We start from the raw sequence: 18256 nt of genomic DNA, 5'->3' as shown, positions 1-18256 counted from the left end.
GTTCCGGGCATTTTTTTACAAGCGAGAGTAATGGTTCATGAGTAAAGCCACGCCCGCTGTTCAAAAGCGTGTCGAAGAACTGCGATCCCTCATCGAGGATCACAATTATCACTACTATGTGCTTGACGACCCGCGCATTCCAGACAGCGAATACGATCGTTTGTTCCGCGAGTTACAGGGGCTGGAGGCAGAGCATCCAGAGCTCGCCAGCACTGACTCTCCGACGCGGCGGGTGGGCAGCCGCAGTGATACCAGCTTTGCCGAAGTGGTTCACCGCATTCCGATGCTGTCACTGGATAACGCCTTCAGCGAGGAGGAATTCCGGGATTTTGATCGGCGTTTGAAGGCCCGGCTCGGCGCGGAAGAGGATATCGAGTACGTATGCGAACCCAAGCTCGACGGGCTGGCGGTTAGCCTCACCTATGAACATGGCATACTCACCACAGCCGCGACGCGAGGGGATGGCTACGCTGGTGAGGATATCACGGACAACATCAGGACTATTCCCTCGGTGCCTCTCAAGCTCAGAGGAACGGATTTCCCTGAACTGGTCGAGGTCAGAGGCGAGGTTTATATGCCCAAGGCCGGATTCGAGTCACTCAACCGGACGCTGGCCGACCGGGGTGAAAAAACGTTTGTTAATCCGCGCAACGCCGCTGCGGGAAGCCTGAGGCAGAAAAAATCCACGGTGACGGCAAAGCGGCCTCTGGAAATGTGTGCCTACAGCGTTGCGGTCACCGACGAACGTTTTCTTCCGGATACCCATTGGGATGGCCTTCAAACGGTCAGAAACTGGGGCTTCCGCATTAATCCGGAAATGAGCCGGGTAAAGGGCGTCGAGCGTTGCCTGGAGGCCTATGACTCCTTGCTTGAAAAGCGGGGCGGTCTTCCTTACGAGATCGACGGTATCGTGTTCAAGGTCGATAGCCTGGAGCTGCAGAACACGCTCGGATTTGTCTCTCGCGCACCCCGGTGGGCGATCGCCTTTAAATTCCCGGCTCAGGAAGAGCTGACGGTCATCGAAGATGTGGAATTTCAGGTCGGTCGGACTGGCGCGGTCACCCCGGTGGCCCGCCTCAAACCAGTTTTTGTCGGTGGCGTCACTGTCAGTAACGCCACCTTGCACAATATGGACGAAATACGCCGCCTGGATGCCCACATCGGCGACACGGTGTTTATCCGGCGGGCCGGCGATGTTATTCCGCAAGTGGTCAAGGTTGTCACGGAAAAGCGTCCTGAAGGGGCGCGCAAAGTCGAGCTTCCCAGTCATTGCCCGGTGTGCGATTCGGATGTGATCCAGATTGAGGGTGAGGCGGTGGCACGCTGTTCCGGCGGGCTTTATTGTCCTGCCCAGAGGAAAGAGGCCATCCGACACTACGCGTCCCGAAAAGCGATGGATATCGAAGGCCTGGGTGATAAGTGGATCGACATCCTTATCAGTAGCGAACGGGTCAAAACCGTTGCGGATCTCTATCACTTGCAAAAACAAGATCTGGTTGGTCTTGACCGTATGGGCGACAAATCCGCCAGTAATCTGATTTCCGCGATTGAAGGCTCAAGGAATCCTGTGCTGTGGCGGTTTCTCTATGCCTTGGGGATTCGAGAGGTGGGAGAGGCAACGGCCAAGGCGCTCGCCAACCACTTTGGCAAGCTGGATGCGATTTCCAGGGCATCAGAAGAGGCGCTGCAGGAAGTTCCCGATGTTGGGCCGATCGTCGCAGGGCACATTCGCAGTTTCTTCGACCAGCCACACAATCAGGAAACCCTGGATGCGCTTGTGGCAGCGGGCGTGAAATGGCAGGACGAAGCCACCACTGAGGCGGGTGAAAAGCCTCTGCTGGGGCAGACCTGGGTTGTTACGGGAACCTTGTCCGAGATGACCCGGGACCAGGTCAAAGAGAAGCTCGAAGCTCTCGGTGCCAAGGTCGCTGGCAGCGTGTCGAAGAAAACCGCGACCTTGGTCGCCGGTGAAGCCGCCGGCTCGAAACTGACGAAGGCAGAACAGCTGGGGGTTCCGGTTCTGGACGAACAGGGATTGCTGGCGTTGCTCGCGGAATACAATTATTTGAACTAACGCGTTGATACGGAGTGTGTTTTACTCCGCTAAATAGCGGCAGGGATGCCGCCCAGCCTGCGAATCTGAGAACTTGCGCAGATCCATGCCCCCTCAAATTGGCTACCATGACGTTGCTCTGTAACGGTGTGTAATCTGTTTTCAGGAGAAAGCAAGGCACCGCCATAACAACAACGCTTAAACGGATTTATTCATGCGCGCCGAAATTCCCTCCCGCATTGTGTCCGCTACCCGCGCCGCAGCCGTCTTACTGATTGTTCTGATCCTGGCTGGCTGCAAAACCGAAAAAGATCCGGATCCTGCGACGGTCCTTGGCAACCCACCTGAAACTGCTTATCTGGGCGTTGAATACTTTTACAACTTTGGTGCCTACGGCGGCGAGGGAATTCTTGATTACTCGCTGACCAACGCCCCGTCGTGGCTGGCGCTGGAGGATATCAACAACAAGGCGCGCCAGGGTGTAATCATGCGCGGTGTGCCGGGTTTGACCGGAGGCGGCCGTGGTGAAGCTGATCTGGGCATCACTCAGGACGTAACTCTTTTGACAACGGACGGACGGATGGTTGGCTTCAGACCATTCAATATCAACGTCAAGCATAATCAGCTGAGCCTTGAGTCGGAGACCTTCGCGGAGGGTGCAGGTCCGGAACTACCCGCTGAATTGGAACAGGGGCAGTGCGAAATCCCGGAACTCGACAGAAACGGTGAACACAGCATTTCATACAATGAGTATGCCGAAGATGGCAGTGTGGTCGCAGTGCGCCAGGCGATCTTGCCTACCCGCCCGGTACTCGTTCGGGTGTTGCTGGATCGGCCATCGGTAACGGAGATAAACGTCGCTTTTGAGCTGGATTCGAATTTCGATAGCAGCAACTGCGACGACGGATTTGCTGAACCTCACCAACGGTGTGATCAGGGCACGTCGAACAAGGATGATTCCAGCATCGGTCAGGATGTTGTTGCGCTGGGGAGCGGCAGTGGATCACTGCTCCCTGAGGTGGAGTACCTGACTTATGAAACCGATGGCTCCGGTGCAGCCACCTCCGGCGTTGTGACCTTGGCGCCAGGTACAACGGAGTGCTTCATCCGGCTCGAAGTCATCGAAGACGGATTTCCAGAGGAAAAAGAACAGTTCACGGTCAGGCTCACGGAAGTCCGTTCCGGCCTGGCGTCGCTTGGTAGAAGATCGGTCTACGCCAAGGCGATGTCGATAGAGGATAACGAGCCGGTGGTGACGCTCCAGACACTTAAAGGTGGCGATCGGGACACCCTCAACACGGGACAGTTCCAGGAGTACAGCGCTGTTCTTACCGGTAAACACAACGCGCCCATTACCGCCAGATTAACCTCGACACCCGGGGCAACGGCGGTTTCAGGCTCAGACTTCACCACACAATTGCAGTCCCCGAGTGGTTTATGGGAGGCGGCGAATGAGCTGCAATTTCCCGTTGGAACGAATGAGCTCAGTTTTCGAGTCCAGGTTAACGAGCCGCCGTCTTTTTCAAACTCGTCTGCGGACGACAAGTTTATTTCGCTCACTATCGACAAGGCATATCAGGCAGGGCGCCCGAACCATGCTCGCGCAAACGATGAAGCGCCACTTCGGATCAGTGTCAACGAGCTGCAAAGCGCAGTTCTGGTGAACGAAACCGGCGCAGAGAGCTTCCTGCCCACGGATATTTCGGTGGAGCAGAATGGCAACATTTTTGTCGCAGGTTATGAGCCTCAAAACGGAAATCGGATTTCTGTCCGAATTCTGGATCGCCTCGGTGGTTTATTCCAGGAGATAGAGATAGCGCCGTCCGGGAGTGGCTTGGTGGTCGAAAATGGAATTGGCCCTGTCCTGGCCACATCGGAGCGTTACATACGAGGTGCGAGTGCGGGTATTAGCGGACAAGAGCAACCGCTGTACGAACTCGGAGTTGCTTATAACGTTGAGGCTGGCCAGCAAGCGGATGTAGTTGCCGTAAAATACAGCTTCGATTCTGACAGCAACGGGGGCGAATACCTCAGAAACTGGGAGATTCGCACCGGCACGTCCGGCACCGATCTGGTGCAAGCGATGGATATCAATTCTTCTGGCCAGCTCGTGCTTGCCGGCGTCACTGATGGTGCCTGGCCAGAGGAACTGCCCGCAGGGAATTTCGACAGTTTTGTGCAAATCATCGAGTCCACACTGGATGGTCAGGCTGAAAAACCCCAAGTAAGCTGGACGCGTCAACTGGGTTATAGCGGTGACGAATATGTTGCGGGGGTTAGCTCGAATGAGTCGGTTCCTCTGGTTTATGGTTGGAGTTCGGATCTCGAAGGTGGCCCGAATGCGATAGGGGAGCCGGGCGCATTTTTTTACAGCACCAGCAGCCTCGCCAGCAATATTACCGTCAACCAGATTGCAACCGAACTCGATGACCGCATCATTGCGGGGGTTTCGAGTGGAACAGATATCTGGTTGCTGGGGAATGGCACCACAGAATACAACCGCACGGATGAACAGAATGGTGCCGCGCCGAGTTTCGAACGCAATGCGCTCGGGAGTTCGGCTGGATTCGTTCTGGGTGGCACACGGTTTGGCAATGTAACGCGGGCCTTTACCGTGAATGATCAGCAGGACAACCAGGCCGATCGGTTTGTGGCCATAGATCTGTTCGATAACGATCTGGTCGTTGCTGGAAAAACGGAGGGCGAGTTCGCGCCCGGGGCGGTAGTTTCAGGTCAGCATGGTGCGATTGCGCGGCTTTCTCTGGACGCCACCGACGACCTGGATTCCAGCGAATTCGACAGCAGTTGGCGATATCAGGTTGCTGCAGGGGATTCTGAGATTGTGGATTTGGCCAACTACAGGGACGATGAGATTACCGCTCTGGTTCGATTCGGGAACAATTGGAATATCCTTCTTTTTGGCCCGCAAGGCGATTTGCTGAACCCCTAAACCATTGCGTCATCTTTGGCTAGGCCGGCAAAAAAGCGAAGATAATCAGTATTGGTTACGATACCTTGCAGTGTGCCCGATTGGTCGATCACCAGAGCGGAGGTAAGCTCGTGGGATAGCATCAGACGGGCAAGGTGGTGAGCGTCGGTTTCCGGCGTTACGGTGATGTAGGCCGGCAACTCGACGTTCACGACCTGTAATTTTCCGTTTTTGCTTCGGTACATCGATTCCAGCGCTTGAGCTTTCTCCAGCAGCCCTGCAATCTGGCCGTTATTCGTGATCGCCAGCTGCCGGACCTTGTGCTCGTCCATCACCGACAGGGCTTGCTCAAGGGTGGCGATGGCTTCTACTGAATAGCACGGGGAGGAAAACAGCCGGCGAACGGGGAGGTAATCTCGCGTTAAAGGGCTTTGCCCGTCATCGGACGCTCCGTATTCTTCAAGAGCTCTTCGGTGAACCGGCTGATGTGACCCCAATTTGGTGTTGTCGCTGGTTTTCACAGCGGAGCTTGAAGCGACTTGAGTCACGTCGGTTACCTTTCTTGCCTGTGTAGGCCTGACCGCCAGTCCGCCCGGCCGTCCTGGCTCACTCACGAAAATCGACATGAAGCTATATCCTCGCCCTAGAGTTGATATCCCTCGATTTTGTATATCGGCCGTATGCTTGCAATCTACAATTAATTTTTTATCATCCGCTCGCTGGCGAGCCGGCGGGAGAGGTTTTGGGGCAGGCATTCTGGCTGTTCTGACAATCGATCGGCGAGATATTCGGCCAGCAAGGGCGCGTAGGTAAGGCCTTTACTGCCAAGCCCCGTCAGCGTATAGAGGCCGGTCTGAACTGTATCTCTGCGGGTGTCGGCCACCGGGCCAGCAACTGGCTGGTAATCGTGCGTGGTGCAGCGGAACGCAACCCGGCCCTGAATCTCTTTGGCCATGCGTTCCGGTACTTGGTCTGGCTGAAACAGGTCGTGCGCCATGTCACCGACATTCGTCAGGTTCTCAAGGTGTCCCTGAGTTGTCGGCACGGGCGTGTCGTCGTGCAGATCAAAGGTGGCGCCGGTCACCGCGATGCCGTCGTGACCAGGGTTGAGGTATTTCTGACCACAGATAACCGCGTTGGGCAGGCGAGCCGTTTCGGCATCCAGGTGGCTGACCTGGCCGCGAATGCGTTTGAATCGATAGCGTTTGCCGTCAGGCAGAAGTTCGGGCGTTTTGTCGCCACAACACAATACGACGCTGATCGTTTCATATTGCGCGTTATTCGCGGTCTCCACCAGCCATTGCTCGCCTTGCCTAAGGCATCGACTGACGTTGGCGCCAAACTCAGCGCGTATCCGGGGGTGGTCTGCAAGCGCGCGGCACAGCGGACCGGGCTGAAGCCAGCCGCTGCCGGGGAACCACAGCCCTCCGGAAAAGGTTTGAAGGCCCGTTAAGGTGCTGGCCTCTTGCCGGGACACCGCTCTCAATATGTCGGCAGGGTATTGATTCCGTTCAATAAAACGATTCTGTCGGTCTGCCTCCCTGGGATTCCACGCCAGTTGAAGCAGCCCCGTGGGATGCCAGAAGCGACCCGTGAAAGGCTGGTAGTAGTGCTGGCTGAACAGTAAGGCACTTAATGCAAGCTGGGTCTGGTCGTTGAATTCCACGCCCAGTTTGACGTACGAGGCGCCCTGTAGATTGCCGGACGCGCCCGAGGCAGGCTCGGCTGCGCCATCGAACAATAGGACGTCTAACCCGCGCTCAGCGAGATTACGCGCCAGCAAGCAGCCCGCAATTCCCGCTCCAATCACGGCAACAGCACCCTGCCGATGGCAGCCAGGCCGCCCTGCCTCGCCTGGCAGAAGACCGGCCAGCATGTCACGCTTGCGGCCAAATCCGGGCTGTTTGCTCATGGTAAAGCCGGCATCGATCAGCGCCCGTCGGATTCGGCCCACTGCGGTAAAGGTCGCGAGCGTAGTGCCGGGTTTGCTGTGTTTTCGAATCAGGCTTATCGCTTCCTCTAACCACATCTCGGGGTTGAGCGAGGGCGCAAAGCCGTCCAGAAACCAGGCGTCTGCGTGGAAGTTCAGCAGGTTCCAGGCCTCCAACACATCTCCGAAATAGAGCGTGAGCCGAACCCGGCCGCCGTCGAAGATCAGGCGGTGCGTTCCCTGAACGAGGGGTGGGTAGGCATCCAGCAACTGATTGGCCAGCTCCGATAGCTCAGGCCAGAGCGCCAGCGCCTTTTTCAGATCGGCCGCCGTCAGCGGGAAGCGTTCGACGGATACGAAGTGGAAAGTCGCGGCGTGGTCAGGAGCAGAGTCGCGCCACGCCTGCCAGGCCGCAAGAAAGTTGAGACCTGTGCCAAACCCCGATTCGGCAATCACGAAGTTTCCCCGGTGCGGAACGGCTCTGAACCGATCCGGAAGGCCATTGTGCTGCAGGAAAACGTATCGGGTTTCCTCGAGGCCGTTGTCGCGGCTGAAGTAAACGTCCCCGAAGCGTGCCGATTCCGGCACGCCGTCGCGCCATATCAGTTCGGCGGACTCGATCGCCGGTAAGAGAGTGTTGTCGTGCATGGTGTTACTGATCGGTCTCCACTACGGAGGCTGATTCAATAACGACAGGTTGAACGGGAACATCGCCCATGCCGCGGGAATAACCGGTCTCGACGCCTGCAATGGTGTCGACCACGCCCATCCCTTCAATCACCTTGCCAAACACGGTGTATCCGGGGCCACGAACGCCAGCATCCAGAAAGTTGTTGTCGACCTGGTTGATGAAAAACTGAGAGGTCGCGCTGTCCGGGGAGCTGGTTCGGGCCATCGCAACGGTTCCGCGGAGGTTTTTCAGGGTAGGGCTGGCTTCATTCACGACCGGAGAGCGGGTCTGTTTGCGGGACAGAGCTGCGGTAAACCCGCCGCCCTGGATCATGAAGCCGGGAATCACACGATGGAAGATTGTACCGTCGTAAAACCCGTCAGCTACATAAGATAGAAAGTTCTTGACGGTTTCAGGCGCTACATCGGGCCTCAACTGCAGCAAAATGGGGCCATGGTTGGTGACAATCCGGACTTGGGGCAGCGATTCACTCCCCGCCGGTTCGTTGTTTTCTGCCTGCGCTGCACCGATCGGAACGAAAGCGATAAAAAATGCGATCAGGGTTGTGAAGAGTTTCTGCACCGGTATCAGGTGGTTCAGCATATTGGCGGCTCTCTCTTGTTGGCTGAGTTGTCAGTAGCGGAGACATTATCCAGACAATGGGTGTCGGAATCACGATGTTAGCAGAAGCTGAGCGGTTTTCGCTGGCTGGCCTATATTTGCTGAGTGTATTCAGCGGTAAACCCACACACATCCATACCGGGCCGCGTTGTACGGTTTCCAGAGCGGTAAGGAGAATCGTGTGAATATCCACCGGGGATTTGAGGAAAAGTCTCGTCTGGGTCGGCTTCTGGTCAATCGGGGTTATCTGTCCGACAGCCAGCTTGACGATGCCCTCCATATACAGCGGGAAACCGGGGAGCGGCTCGGTGAAGTGCTCGTGGACGCGGGGTGGATTACCGAGAAAGACCTCAAGCGTGTGCTCAAGCATCAGTCACGGTACCGCAACGCGGCGGCCCTGGTGGCTGTCGTCGCCCTCCCGCTTCAGCCTCTGGTGAGTTTTGCGGCCAATCACAACTCTGGCACTCAAGCGCGGATGGATGAGGTTGGCGAATTCCACGCGACCGGGCTGATGCCGATGAGTGAGGATGAAATGGCGGGCATCTCGGGGCAGGCGGACAACCGGCTGATTGGCCAGCTCGCATCGATTTCTGCGATGGTTGACGAAGCGGCCAGCGATCGAGTTGAGATTGATGCTGATGCCATTGAAGCCCTCAAGTTCACGGCGAATATCTTTGTGCCTATTTTAAACTTCCTCGATTCCAGCCTTTCCATTTACGGCGTTCATTATCGGGAAGGAGAACCGCGATTTACGCTGCGAGAGGATGGAGGTTTGACGCTGACGTTGCCAGAAAGGATCGAGCAGATTCGGTTGGAGAACATACGGGTCACTGGAAGCCGGGGGCCGTCGATGGGAAATGTGACCATGACGGACATCCGCTTTGATTCAGCATCAAATATGACGATCTACACTCACTAGCGAAAGACCAAAAAAACGCCCGCAGCTGCGGGCGTGTTTTGATCTGTCCGGGTTTGATGTCAGGCGCTCGCCAGTACCGTTCGGCTGGAAACAGACGTCCTTTCGCCTCGCTCTCCGTAAAGTTTGGGCTGCGTTGCCGTGCCGCGTAAGATATCCTTCAGTCGGCCGAGTCGCTTCTGAAGGTGGCCCACGACACGCCCGTTGCGTTGATTCAGGGCCTGGCACGCTTTCATCTGAGTGTCAGCCTGCTTCCAGAGTTCGAAGATCTCGGCCATCCCCGCTGCCTGAATAAACTGGGACGGCGCGCCGTGCTGAGGCGTGTATCCCATGGCAACCAGCAGGTGGATCTTTTTCTTGGCGCGTTCCCGTATTTCTCCCAGAAGGCGCGACTTGGCCTCGGTGAGGGGCTGAAGGGCGGGCACATCCGATGAGGCCAGGCAGGCCTTTTCATTCGCAAGTAGGTCCGCCAGTTCATCGAGTTGACGGACATCTTCGTTCAGAAGATGTTTCAGATCATCAGTTGCGGCCATTGCTCACTCACCCAAAAATGCCTTTATCCATCTCAAGCATTTTCTGGGCCAGCTTTTCAGCGTCGACTTTATATGTGCCGTTTTCCAAGGCGGAGCGAATCTTCTCGACACGGTTGTCGTCCACCTCAGGGAGGTCAGCCAGGCTCTGTTCGATCTGCTTCAGGTTCTTTGCCTGGTTGCTCAGGCTCACGCTGTCACCGCTTGCAGCGGCCCCCTGATTGCGGGCTTGTTCGTTGACGGTGGGCTGTGCCTTGGCGGAGCCTGTGGATTTGTCGGCCGGGTTCTTCTGTGTGTTGACCTGGCCGGGGCCAATTCCATTGAAGTCAACTGACATATTGGGTACCTGCTTGCCTGTTTAATCGCATAACTTATGCGAATGATTGGAGTATCAACCTATGTTACGGCAGCAAAAGCGATAACTTTAGGAAAAAATTTTAAAATACTGTTTATAAAGCGGCAGTGTCTTGCCGGTCGGCAACGTTCTGCCTGCTTTTTATACTTTACATGGTGACTTGCACACGCCCGGGGGCCACAACGTTAGCCCGAATGGTGCGCGCCGAGGTCAGGTTTTCGACCATTATCTGTTCACCGATGGCACCACTTGATAGCGCCTTGCCTCTGGAGCGCACGCTGAAGTTACCACTGCGGGCTACAATCACCACGTGATCACCGCGCTGAATGGCATCCGGGGCTGATAGCATGTCGGGGGTGATCAGTGTGCCGGCATTCATCGCGCGCCGAATGTTCATGCCCTCAACATCGGAAAAATCTTTCAGTACGCCCCGACGGCTGGCGTTCACGGTCATCGTCCTGGTTGTGACCAATGCCCGGGACAAACGTTCACCGCGCGCCAAGGGGCGGGCAGCAACCAGGGCCGGACCCTGTATGGATACTTTGGTTGTCACAAACATTCGCCAGGGGCGCTCGCCGTGACACGCGACCTGCACCGAGGGGTGTTCAGACTTCCAGGGATCCCCGGTGAAGTCCACGGCGAGCTCTCTGTCGCAATCGGCGAGGGCCACTCGATTATCGACGGAGCCGGTCGCGAAAGTTACTGAGTAGCCTTTTTCTTCCTGGGCCAGGGCGAACCTTTCCAGAAAGGCTTGCGCCGCGTGCTGGATTTCCGTCGCTGAGGTCTTTCCGTGTGCCGGCGAGGCGATCAGGAAAGCAAGGAGTGTCAGGCTCAATTTAGTGATGCGCATAGATCCCGCTTTACTTTATGCTGGTGCTGGCACGTTGATTGGGCCAGCTTCGACATTAAGGCTTTACAGAAATCGGCCGATACATTGAATCGTGGCCAACGGACCGACGCATTTTTGTCGCTTGCCGTTTTACCAAAACAAGAAAAAGCAATTTGTGTGCCGGGGCAAACCGGCAGTGCTGGAGATCAGGCATGGCAGGGGTAATGGACAGCGTTGACCAGCGAACTCAGCTGGTGGGGCAGAACCGTCTTGAATTATTGCTGTTCAGGCTTCGTGGCCAGCAGCTGTATGGCATTAACGTCTTCAAGGTGAGAGAAGTACTGCTGTGCCCGAAATTGTTTTCAATTCCCAAAAGCCAATCCGTGGTTCGTGGTGTGGCTTCCATTCGGGGTCAGACCTTGCCGGTAATCGACCTGAGTATGGCAATCGGCCTGCCGCCGATACCCCCGGAGAGCGTCGCCAGCAGCTTTGTGATTATTACCGAGTACAATCGCAAGACCCAGGGCCTGCTGGTGGCGGGTGTGGACGAGATCAAGAATCTTAACTGGGAAGATATCGTTCCTCCGCCCCGGGGGAGTGGTAAAGACGTTTACCTGACGGCGGTCACCAAGCTTAATGAAAAGCTGGTCGAAATCATTGATGTAGAGAAGATTCTTGCAGAAGTATCGCCGCTGCGGGAAGATGTTTCGCCCGAAGTTTTGAGCAAGCGTTCGGCGCAGGACGCGGGCCAGCTTCCGGTGCTTGTCGTTGATGACTCGGCAGTTGCTCGACGGCAGATTGAGCGTTGTCTGGCCGCCATCGGTATGCCGGTGGTGACCAAGAACGACGGAAAGCAGGCATTGGCATACCTGAAAGAAATTACCCGTGACGGATCGAAGGCCACGGATCATTTGTCCCTGGTGATTTCTGACGTGGAAATGCCTGAGATGGACGGCTACACGCTGGTTAGCCGCTGCAAGAACGATTCAGCGCTCAATGGGCTGTATATCCTGCTGCATACCTCCTTGAGTGGCGTGTTCAACAAAGCCATGGTGCAAAAGGTGGGTGCGGATGATTTTGTTGCGAAGTTCGGGCCGGACGAACTGGCCGAACGGGTGATGGACATAGTCGATCAGCGTTGAATGGCATGGGCGCTGGCTGACCACACTACAGAGCTTACATGAAAGCTGACATTACTCCTCAGGAATACGAAGCGTTCAAAACATTCCTGCAGGATGCCTGCGGTATTTTGTTGGGCGAGAACAAACAGTATCTGGTCAAGAGCCGCCTGCGCAGGATCCTCGAAGAGCATGAACTGGAATCACTCGGCGAGTTGCTGTCGCAGTTGCAGCGCTACGGCCGGGGGGCGCTTCGTGAGGTGGTGATTGATGCAATGACAACCAACGAGACCCTTTGGTTTCGCGACAATCACCCGTTTCGCATCCTCCAGGACAAACTACTTCCAGAACTGGCAGACCGCAAAGGCAATCAACCGATTCGCATCTGGTCATCCGCCTGTTCAACCGGGCAGGAACCGTATTCAGTTGCTATGACGGTGGCAGAGTATCGTCGTCAGCGCCCCGGGAAGTTGCGCGATGTCAGGATTACGGCAACCGACATTTCCAAAAGCGTCCTCGAGGTGGCCAGGCGGGGCGAATATGAAATGCTTGCCATCGGCCGGGGCTTGTCACCTGACCGTCAGAAACTGTTCTTCAAGCCGTCACCCAATGGCGGCTGGCAGATCAATCCCGAACTCAAAGGCATGGTCGAGTTCAAGCTTCTTAACCTTCTGGACCGCTTTGTGCTGGGCAAGTTTGACGTTGTGCTGTGCCGGAACGTGTTGATCTACTTCTCGGCGGATCTCAAGAAAGACATTCTCAAGCGTATTCACGCCACCTTGAACCCCGGAGGTTACCTGATACTGGGGGCTTCCGAGTCGCTCAATGGCCTGTCAGACCTGTACGAAATGGTCCAGTGTCATCCGGGCATCATCTACCGGAAGAAATAAGCCTATGCCGCTGAATGTCTGGATCCTCGTCGCAAGCCAGGCCTTGGCCCTGTGCACGGCGCCGTTTATTGTTTTCATCGGAAGTATCCAGGGACGACTGCTGGCCTCAGACCCTCAATGGGCCACGCTGCCGGTAGGGCTCGTGGTTGTGGGCACGGTGCTGGCGGTCCGGCCCGCCGCCTGGCTGACCTCGCGTCTGGGCAGAAAACGGGTCATGTTGCTCGGTGCGGCCATTGGGGTCGGCTTCAGCCTCGTTGGGGCGATGGCCTCCTGGCTGGGCAGTTTCGGCCTGCTGTGCTTTGCGGCTTTTGGCGCCGGAACGGGTTTGGCTGTAGTTCATCAGTACCGCTTTGCTGCCATGGAATCGGTACCGCCAGAGCTGGGTGGCAGCGCCGCGTCAAGGGTTCTGTTCGGGGGATTAATTGCCGCCTGGTTGGGGCCGGAAATCGCCGGGCTGGGTGCCGGCGGGAATGAGGCCTTTCCCTTTCTGACCAGCTGGCTCGCACTTGCCGCGGCTCAGGCTGCGGCACTGATGGTTCTCGGTGCGGGATATCGAGGTCAGGCTGAGCTGACCTCGCACGGATCCGTTACGGGCGGTCGTCCCACGCTCGAAATCCTGAAAAGCCCTCTGGTGCTGGCAGCGATGAGCTCCGCCGCCGTGGGTTATGCGGTGATGAGCTTCATCATGACCGCCACCCCCCTGAGCATGACGGAGATTGCCCAGCACGATCTCGACGACGCCAAACGTGTCATTCAGCTTCACATCATGGCGATGTACTTGCCCTCGCTGGTCAGCGGCTGGCTCACCCGTGTCATCGGGATTCCCGTTCTCATGATAACGGGGTTGTTACTGTACGTCGGGTGCATAGGGCTCGCGGCAAGTGGCATCAGTTTCCACCATTATCTCGGTGCGCTGCTGATGCTGGGGGTTGGCTGGAATTTTCTGTTCGTCGGGGGGACGGCATTGCTGCCTGACGGTTATAGAGAGGAAGAGCGTTTCCGCGTGCAGGGCATCAACGATACGGTGGTATTTGGAGCGCAGGCAACCGCTGCATTGTCGGCCGGTGCCGTGCTCGCCGCCATGGGCTGGGATGGTCTGGTGGTGGTGGCGATTCCGTTTGTGATCCTGCATGGCGTGTTAATGGCTCTGTGGCTCACTCATGCCCGCTCACCGGAGCCGGCAAAGCAAGGAGCAAAGGATGATTATTGATTTTGAAGGCATGAACTCCGCCGATGTCTACCACGCGCTGACGCAAACGGTCATTCCGAGGCCAGTTGCGTGGGTGCTCAGTGAGAATCCCGAGGGCGACTTCAACCTGGCCCCCTTTTCATTCTTCACGCCGATTACGAGTAACCCGCCACTGATCATGCTCTCGGTGGGCAGAAAGCCAACCGACAAGTCATTCAAGGATACTCGGGTGAATATCGAGGAGCGGCAGGAGTTTGTTGTCCATATCGCGAACCGGGCGATGGCCAGTGCGGTGACCGAGACCTCCCGGACACTGCCGCACGGCGAATCCGAGCTGGCGCGACTCAATCTTGATCTGGTGGAATTCGACGGTTTCCGGCTGCCCCGCCTGAAGGATTGCCCGGTGGCACTGGCCTGCGAGCTGCATGAAATAAAAGAAATTGGTGCGGCGCCGCAAAGTCTGGTTTTTGGGCTGGTAAAAAGCATTTTTGTGGCGGATCGGGCGGTCGGCAAGGACGAAAAGTCGCGAACCGTGATGGATGCGCGGGAAATTGATCCCATTGGCCGGCTGGGAGCCAATGAATACGTCACCTTCGGTGATATTCTTACCATTCCAAGACCGAGCTGACGACGGGGAGGGAAACCGGGTGGATCAGCTGAATCTCAGGCACCTGTACTATTTCTGGATGATCAGCCGCGAAGGTACGATCGCCCGCGCCAGTGAGGTGCTGGACCTGGCGCCGCAGACATTAAGTGGCCAGCTGGCGACTTTCGAATCGTCCCTCGGCGGGTTGTTGTTCGAAAGGGAACGGCGCCGGCTGCACCTGACCGATCTGGGGCGTACTGTCCTGGGATACGCGGACGAGATCTTCGCGCTCACCAGCGAACTGAACGACGTGGTGCGGCTTGACCCTTCGGATCGCCCTCTGACGCTCTCTGCCGGTGTCTCTGCTTCCATTCATAAGCTCATTGCCTACAGCCTGCTGCAGCCGGCGATGAATCTGCAGCGGCCGGTCCGGCTGAATTGCCTGACTGGCAATACCGAAGACTTGATTTTACGCCTGAAACGCAAGGAACTGGATGTCGTCCTGACGGACTGGGTACCCCAGGTTGAAGATCAAGGCGGCTTTGCAGTTCATCCCCTGGCAGGGTCGACGGTCAGTCTGTTTGGTTCCAGTTGCCTGGCGCAGCCGCTGAAGCAAGGATTCCCTCAGTCGTTGAATGGCGCCCCCATGCTGGCAACCACAGCCGACGCGCCGTACTTCAAAAACCTGATGGACTGGCTTTCCATTAACGGTGTTACCCCGGAAATCGTTGCGCGTATTGATGACAGCGCGCTGGTAAAGGTATTCGGCAGCCAGGGTCTTGGTGTGTTTGCCGCGCCTACGGCAATCCGTGATGAGGTTTGCCGCCAATACCAGGTCGAAGAAATCGCCTCCATTGACGAAGTAAAGGAGGCGCTCTTTGCCATCACACGTAGCAAGCATCCCGCCCACGATGGTGTTCGTGCAATCTGTGAGACCAGCGACTGGTTCTCCGTCGACAACAAGGCATCGAAAAAAACGATGTATTCAGATGTATAAAGCTTATTTAGTCGAGCAGTGAACGAGGGGAAGATGGAATCGTGTGGCGGAGCTTAATAAAAGGAGCAGCGGTCATGAAAACGATTCACAAATTTCGACTGGAAGCGGGCAAGGAACCTGTAACCCTCTCCCTGTGTGAAGGGTGTCGGGTGGTTAGAAGCGAATACGTGGTGCCGGATAAAGCCGTTTATATCTGGGTAGAGCAGCCGCTCAAGGCCAGTGCCAAACTGACCGACCGGCAGTTCCGGGTCGCTTTTTCCGGCGAACCCGTGCCAGACAATTACGAGTATGTGGACACCGCGCTCGACCCCTTCGGACCAGAAGCGTACCACGTGTTTGAAGTCCCGAAAGCAGAACATCCATGGAGCGATGTAAGAAACGATGCCAAAAGGGACGACAGCATCGCGCACAAGCTGGGTAACGGCTCCGGTTGGCGCTCTCCAGCAGGGCTGTCATGAGCCAGTAAACCAACGAAAACGGGCCCTTGGGCCCGTTTTTTGTTTGTATTTCCGGGAAGAAGCGACTAGAACTCCAGAACATACCGGCGAAGGCAGAGTGCCCGCCTATTAGCCTCCGGATAAAAGGACGAGCCGTGAAATCGTTACGTAACCTGATTTTACCAGCCATTCTGTTGCTTTCGGCTTGCACCGGGCTACCAGAAGGCATTGACCCCGTTTCTGGTTTGGAGAAGGAACGCTACCTGGGGACCTGGTATGAAATCGCCCGCCTGGATCATTCGTTTGAGGAGGGGCTAAGCCGGGTTACTGCAGAATACAGCTTGACCGACGATGGCACGATCAAGGTCGTCAACCGTGGTTATGACGCTCAAAAAGAGGAGTGGTCCGAGGCGGTGGGAAAAGCGAAATTCGCCGGTGATGACAGCATTGGCCATCTGGAAGTTTCTTTTTTCGGCCCGTTTTACAGCTCCTACGTGATTTTCGAGCTGGACCAGCCGGGCTATCAGTTTGCCTATGTTTCGGGCTACAACCGGGATTACCTGTGGTTTTTGTCCCGGACCCCCGAGGTGAGCGAGCGGCAGCTCGAAGCTTTCCGCGAGCGCGCGAGGGAGGAGGGTTTTGATCTGGACGAGTTGATCATCGTCGACCAGAGCCCTCTGCCTGAATGACCTGAATCTTGCCTAAAAGGGCAGGTGGCCGGTTTTGACCCAGATGACGGTTTCCTGATCCACGAAAGGATGATGCTGACTCAGGTGTGGGCTACGAATCCAGCTGCCCGCCGGGTATCGACCGTGCTCGTCACAGAACTCTCCGCTCAGCACGAAAATTTCCTCGCCACCGAAGTGGCGGTGAGGTTGAAATACCTCGTTGGCAGGCCATTTCACCAGTGCCACGTGTTCGTGCTCGAATGCATGCAGCGGCATCACCTCAAGCCCCCCAATGCCAGGCAGCCATGGGGTCTGGGTAGTATCTATGCGGACCGTGGATGTGTCTCGGGGGTCAAACTGATGAAGCTTGACCAGCAGCGTACAACCTTCTTCGCTAAAGGGAGCGTGGCCGCTGCCGGGCGGATTACGCAGGTAAGTCCCGGCGGGGTAGTCTCCGGTCTCGTCTGAAAACACGCCGTCCAGAACCAGAATTTCCTCGCCCTTCGGGTGCTCGTGACGTTGAAACCGAGCCCCCGGCTCATAACGCACCACGCTCGTTGCGTGACCGCGTTCTGCCTCCTCTCGTGCCAGAGGCTTTCGCAACACGCCGCCGGCCGGGCTTGGCACCCAGTCGCGTTGATTTGAGTCGACGACAACGCGTTCGGAGAAATCCATGTTGAGCATAGTGAACCTGTTTTCCGCTACTGAGCTTGTGTTGATAGGTTATTTGATCAGTTTTTGAATGTCCCTGAAACGGGGATGTCGGCAATCCCGCATCCATTCAAAGGCGGCCATTTCAACCGTCACAATACGGGCGCCGCTCTGGTGGAGCCGGTCCAGGGCCACGTCTCGATCAAATTCATTTCTGGAGCCGGTGGCGTCAGCAACCACCCAGACTTTAAAGCCGGCATCCAAAAGACTCAACGCCGTTTGCAGCATGCAGACGTGGGTTTCGCAGCCGGCAATCACCACCTGTTGGCGACCTTCAGGCAGGTAATCGATAAGACCGTCCGGGCAGGCATCAAAGTGGTTTTTGTTCACGACCTGCTGGCAAAGCTCCCGGATGGGCTCAATGTTCGGCCCCAGCTTTTCCGGCAGCTGTTCCGTGCACAGTGTAGGAACGTCCAGCAGGCCGGCGATCGTAGCCAGGGTGAGGCATCGATCTATGACGCCATCTCCCTGACTGATCGCCGGCATCAGTTTTTCTTGCAGGTCAATGAGCACCAGCGTGGATTGATCGGCTTTCATCAGCATTGATATGCTCCTGGTTATCGGCGAAGGGCGGACGAGGGAGGAACCCCATGGCCCGCTGGTTTATTGTTGCTGGCATACTACTGATTCTTCTTGGAGCGATCCTCCATTTTGTGCCTTCTGCCTTGGGCTGGTTCGGCAAACTCCCGGGTGACGTCGATATACGCTCGGAAAGCGGTCGCGTATTTGTCCCCATTACCTCAATGGTCGTTGTCAGTGTCTTGCTCACACTGCTGTTTAACTTGTTTAATCGCTGAACAGAATCGACCGCGGCACAAAAAGTTTTG

The 18256-nt window shown here is 56.5% G+C and carries 19 protein-coding genes; 11 read left to right on the top strand and 8 right to left on the bottom strand.

The features are described from left to right. Positions 1–37 precede the first annotated feature (37 nt). Positions 38–2074: an NAD-dependent DNA ligase LigA gene (gene ligA, locus LPB19_RS12670; RefSeq protein WP_206643263.1), complete on the top strand. Its 2037-nt coding sequence runs from the start codon at positions 38–40 to the stop codon at positions 2072–2074. Between the two features lie 193 nt (positions 2075–2267). Next, positions 2268–5003, top strand: a complete 2736-nt coding sequence (locus LPB19_RS12665; RefSeq protein ID WP_206643262.1) for a hypothetical protein — start codon at positions 2268–2270, stop codon at positions 5001–5003. Here LPB19_RS12665 and LPB19_RS12660 read toward each other — a convergent pair. From LPB19_RS12660 to LPB19_RS12650, 3 genes are all read right to left on the bottom strand, one after another. Next, positions 5000–5608 (bottom strand): CBS domain-containing protein, encoded by a 609-nt coding sequence (locus LPB19_RS12660; protein ID WP_206643261.1) that lies wholly within the window; start codon positions 5606–5608, stop codon positions 5000–5002. The two genes, LPB19_RS12665 and LPB19_RS12660, sit on opposite strands and share 4 nt — an antisense overlap. A gap of 71 nt (positions 5609–5679) precedes the next feature. Then, positions 5680–7560 carry a bifunctional tRNA (5-methylaminomethyl-2-thiouridine)(34)-methyltransferase MnmD/FAD-dependent 5-carboxymethylaminomethyl-2-thiouridine(34) oxidoreductase MnmC gene (mnmC, locus tag LPB19_RS12655; protein ID WP_206643260.1) on the bottom strand — a complete coding sequence of 627 codons (1881 nt, stop codon included), beginning with the start codon at positions 7558–7560 and terminating at the stop codon, positions 5680–5682. 4 nt (positions 7561–7564) lie between these two features. Continuing rightward, positions 7565–8185 carry a peptidylprolyl isomerase gene (locus tag LPB19_RS12650; protein WP_206643259.1) on the bottom strand — a complete coding sequence of 207 codons (621 nt, stop codon included), beginning with the start codon at positions 8183–8185 and terminating at the stop codon, positions 7565–7567. Between the two features lie 199 nt (positions 8186–8384). Between LPB19_RS12650 and LPB19_RS12645 the strand changes: the two genes are divergently transcribed. Next, positions 8385–9122 (top strand): pilus assembly protein PilB, encoded by a 738-nt coding sequence (locus LPB19_RS12645; protein ID WP_206643258.1) that lies wholly within the window; start codon positions 8385–8387, stop codon positions 9120–9122. Between the two features lie 59 nt (positions 9123–9181). Here LPB19_RS12645 and LPB19_RS12640 read toward each other — a convergent pair whose 3' ends face one another. The 3 genes from LPB19_RS12640 to flgA all read right to left on the bottom strand — a co-directional run bounded on the left by LPB19_RS12640 (position 9182) and on the right by flgA (position 10854). Continuing rightward, positions 9182–9652, bottom strand: coding sequence for a flagella synthesis protein FlgN (locus LPB19_RS12640; RefSeq protein WP_206643257.1), 471 nt, complete (start codon positions 9650–9652; stop codon positions 9182–9184). 7 nt (positions 9653–9659) lie between these two features. Beyond that, the gene (gene flgM / locus LPB19_RS12635; protein ID WP_206643256.1) at positions 9660–9986 is read right to left on the bottom strand and encodes a flagellar biosynthesis anti-sigma factor FlgM; all 327 of its coding nucleotides are present in this window, start codon (positions 9984–9986) and stop codon (positions 9660–9662) included. A 166-nt stretch (positions 9987–10152) separates the two neighbouring features. Continuing rightward, on the bottom strand, positions 10153–10854 hold the full coding sequence (gene flgA, locus LPB19_RS12630; RefSeq protein ID WP_206643255.1) for a flagellar basal body P-ring formation chaperone FlgA: 702 nt from the start codon (positions 10852–10854) through the stop codon (positions 10153–10155). Positions 10855–11045: 191 nt separating this feature from the next. Here flgA and LPB19_RS12625 point away from each other — a divergent pair, with 191 nt between their 5' ends. The 7 genes from LPB19_RS12625 (at position 11046) to LPB19_RS12595 (ending at position 16739) form a co-directional block, all read left to right on the top strand. Beyond that, on the top strand, positions 11046–11975 hold the full coding sequence (locus LPB19_RS12625) for a chemotaxis protein CheV (protein ID WP_206643254.1): 930 nt from the start codon (positions 11046–11048) through the stop codon (positions 11973–11975). A gap of 38 nt (positions 11976–12013) precedes the next feature. Then, positions 12014–12841, top strand: a complete 828-nt coding sequence (locus LPB19_RS12620) for a CheR family methyltransferase (RefSeq protein WP_206643253.1) — start codon at positions 12014–12016, stop codon at positions 12839–12841. 4 nt (positions 12842–12845) lie between these two features. Next, positions 12846–14051 carry an MFS transporter gene (locus LPB19_RS12615; RefSeq protein WP_206643252.1) on the top strand — a complete coding sequence of 402 codons (1206 nt, stop codon included), beginning with the start codon at positions 12846–12848 and terminating at the stop codon, positions 14049–14051. Next, positions 14041–14658, top strand: a complete 618-nt coding sequence (locus tag LPB19_RS12610; protein ID WP_206643251.1) for a flavin reductase family protein — start codon at positions 14041–14043, stop codon at positions 14656–14658. The genes LPB19_RS12615 and LPB19_RS12610 overlap by 11 nt, the downstream gene beginning before the upstream one ends. Positions 14659–14677: 19 nt before the next feature. Then, a complete protein-coding gene (locus tag LPB19_RS12605) occupies positions 14678–15613 on the top strand; it encodes a LysR family transcriptional regulator (RefSeq protein ID WP_206643250.1) in 936 nt (311 codons plus the stop codon). 74 nt (positions 15614–15687) lie between these two features. Next, positions 15688–16071, top strand: coding sequence for a DUF7352 domain-containing protein (locus tag LPB19_RS12600; protein WP_206643249.1), 384 nt, complete (start codon positions 15688–15690; stop codon positions 16069–16071). 134 nt (positions 16072–16205) lie between these two features. Beyond that, positions 16206–16739 carry a lipocalin family protein gene (locus LPB19_RS12595; protein ID WP_206643248.1) on the top strand — a complete coding sequence of 178 codons (534 nt, stop codon included), beginning with the start codon at positions 16206–16208 and terminating at the stop codon, positions 16737–16739. A gap of 12 nt (positions 16740–16751) precedes the next feature. On the opposite strand, the gene LPB19_RS12590 is transcribed toward LPB19_RS12595, so the two are convergent. Continuing rightward, positions 16752–17402, bottom strand: a complete 651-nt coding sequence (locus tag LPB19_RS12590) for a cupin domain-containing protein (protein ID WP_206643247.1) — start codon at positions 17400–17402, stop codon at positions 16752–16754. Between the two features lie 39 nt (positions 17403–17441). Beyond that, on the bottom strand, positions 17442–17972 hold the full coding sequence (locus LPB19_RS12585) for an isochorismatase family protein (protein WP_206643246.1): 531 nt from the start codon (positions 17970–17972) through the stop codon (positions 17442–17444). Positions 17973–18019: 47 nt separating this feature from the next. On the opposite strand from LPB19_RS12585, the gene LPB19_RS12580 reads away from it, so the two are divergent. Then, positions 18020–18226, top strand: a complete 207-nt coding sequence (locus LPB19_RS12580) for a DUF2905 family protein (protein ID WP_206643245.1) — start codon at positions 18020–18022, stop codon at positions 18224–18226. The last annotated feature ends 30 nt before the right edge of the window (positions 18227–18256 follow it).

It is taken from the genome of Marinobacter salinisoli (assembly GCF_017301335.1).
GTDB lineage: Bacteria > Pseudomonadota > Gammaproteobacteria > Pseudomonadales > Oleiphilaceae > Marinobacter > Marinobacter salinisoli.
This window is presented reverse-complemented; position numbering and strand designations above follow the sequence as displayed.

Coding starts and splice junctions, on each gene's coding strand:
- ligA (WP_206643263.1), top strand. CDS start 38: ATGAGTAAAGCCACGCCCGCTGTTCAAAAGCGTGTCGAAGAACTGCGA.
- LPB19_RS12665 (WP_206643262.1), top strand. CDS start 2,268: ATGCGCGCCGAAATTCCCTCCCGCATTGTGTCCGCTACCCGCGCCGCA.
- LPB19_RS12660 (WP_206643261.1), bottom strand. CDS start 5,608: ATGTCGATTTTCGTGAGTGAGCCAGGACGGCCGGGCGGACTGGCGGTC.
- mnmC (WP_206643260.1), bottom strand. CDS start 7,560: ATGCACGACAACACTCTCTTACCGGCGATCGAGTCCGCCGAACTGATA.
- LPB19_RS12650 (WP_206643259.1), bottom strand. CDS start 8,185: ATGCTGAACCACCTGATACCGGTGCAGAAACTCTTCACAACCCTGATC.
- LPB19_RS12640 (WP_206643257.1), bottom strand. CDS start 9,652: ATGGCCGCAACTGATGATCTGAAACATCTTCTGAACGAAGATGTCCGT.
- flgM (WP_206643256.1), bottom strand. CDS start 9,986: ATGTCAGTTGACTTCAATGGAATTGGCCCCGGCCAGGTCAACACACAG.
- flgA (WP_206643255.1), bottom strand. CDS start 10,854: ATGCGCATCACTAAATTGAGCCTGACACTCCTTGCTTTCCTGATCGCC.
- LPB19_RS12625 (WP_206643254.1), top strand. CDS start 11,046: ATGGCAGGGGTAATGGACAGCGTTGACCAGCGAACTCAGCTGGTGGGG.
- LPB19_RS12620 (WP_206643253.1), top strand. CDS start 12,014: ATGAAAGCTGACATTACTCCTCAGGAATACGAAGCGTTCAAAACATTC.
- LPB19_RS12615 (WP_206643252.1), top strand. CDS start 12,846: ATGCCGCTGAATGTCTGGATCCTCGTCGCAAGCCAGGCCTTGGCCCTG.
- LPB19_RS12610 (WP_206643251.1), top strand. CDS start 14,041: ATGATTATTGATTTTGAAGGCATGAACTCCGCCGATGTCTACCACGCG.
- LPB19_RS12600 (WP_206643249.1), top strand. CDS start 15,688: ATGAAAACGATTCACAAATTTCGACTGGAAGCGGGCAAGGAACCTGTA.
- LPB19_RS12590 (WP_206643247.1), bottom strand. CDS start 17,402: ATGCTCAACATGGATTTCTCCGAACGCGTTGTCGTCGACTCAAATCAA.
- LPB19_RS12585 (WP_206643246.1), bottom strand. CDS start 17,972: ATGCTGATGAAAGCCGATCAATCCACGCTGGTGCTCATTGACCTGCAA.
- LPB19_RS12580 (WP_206643245.1), top strand. CDS start 18,020: ATGGCCCGCTGGTTTATTGTTGCTGGCATACTACTGATTCTTCTTGGA.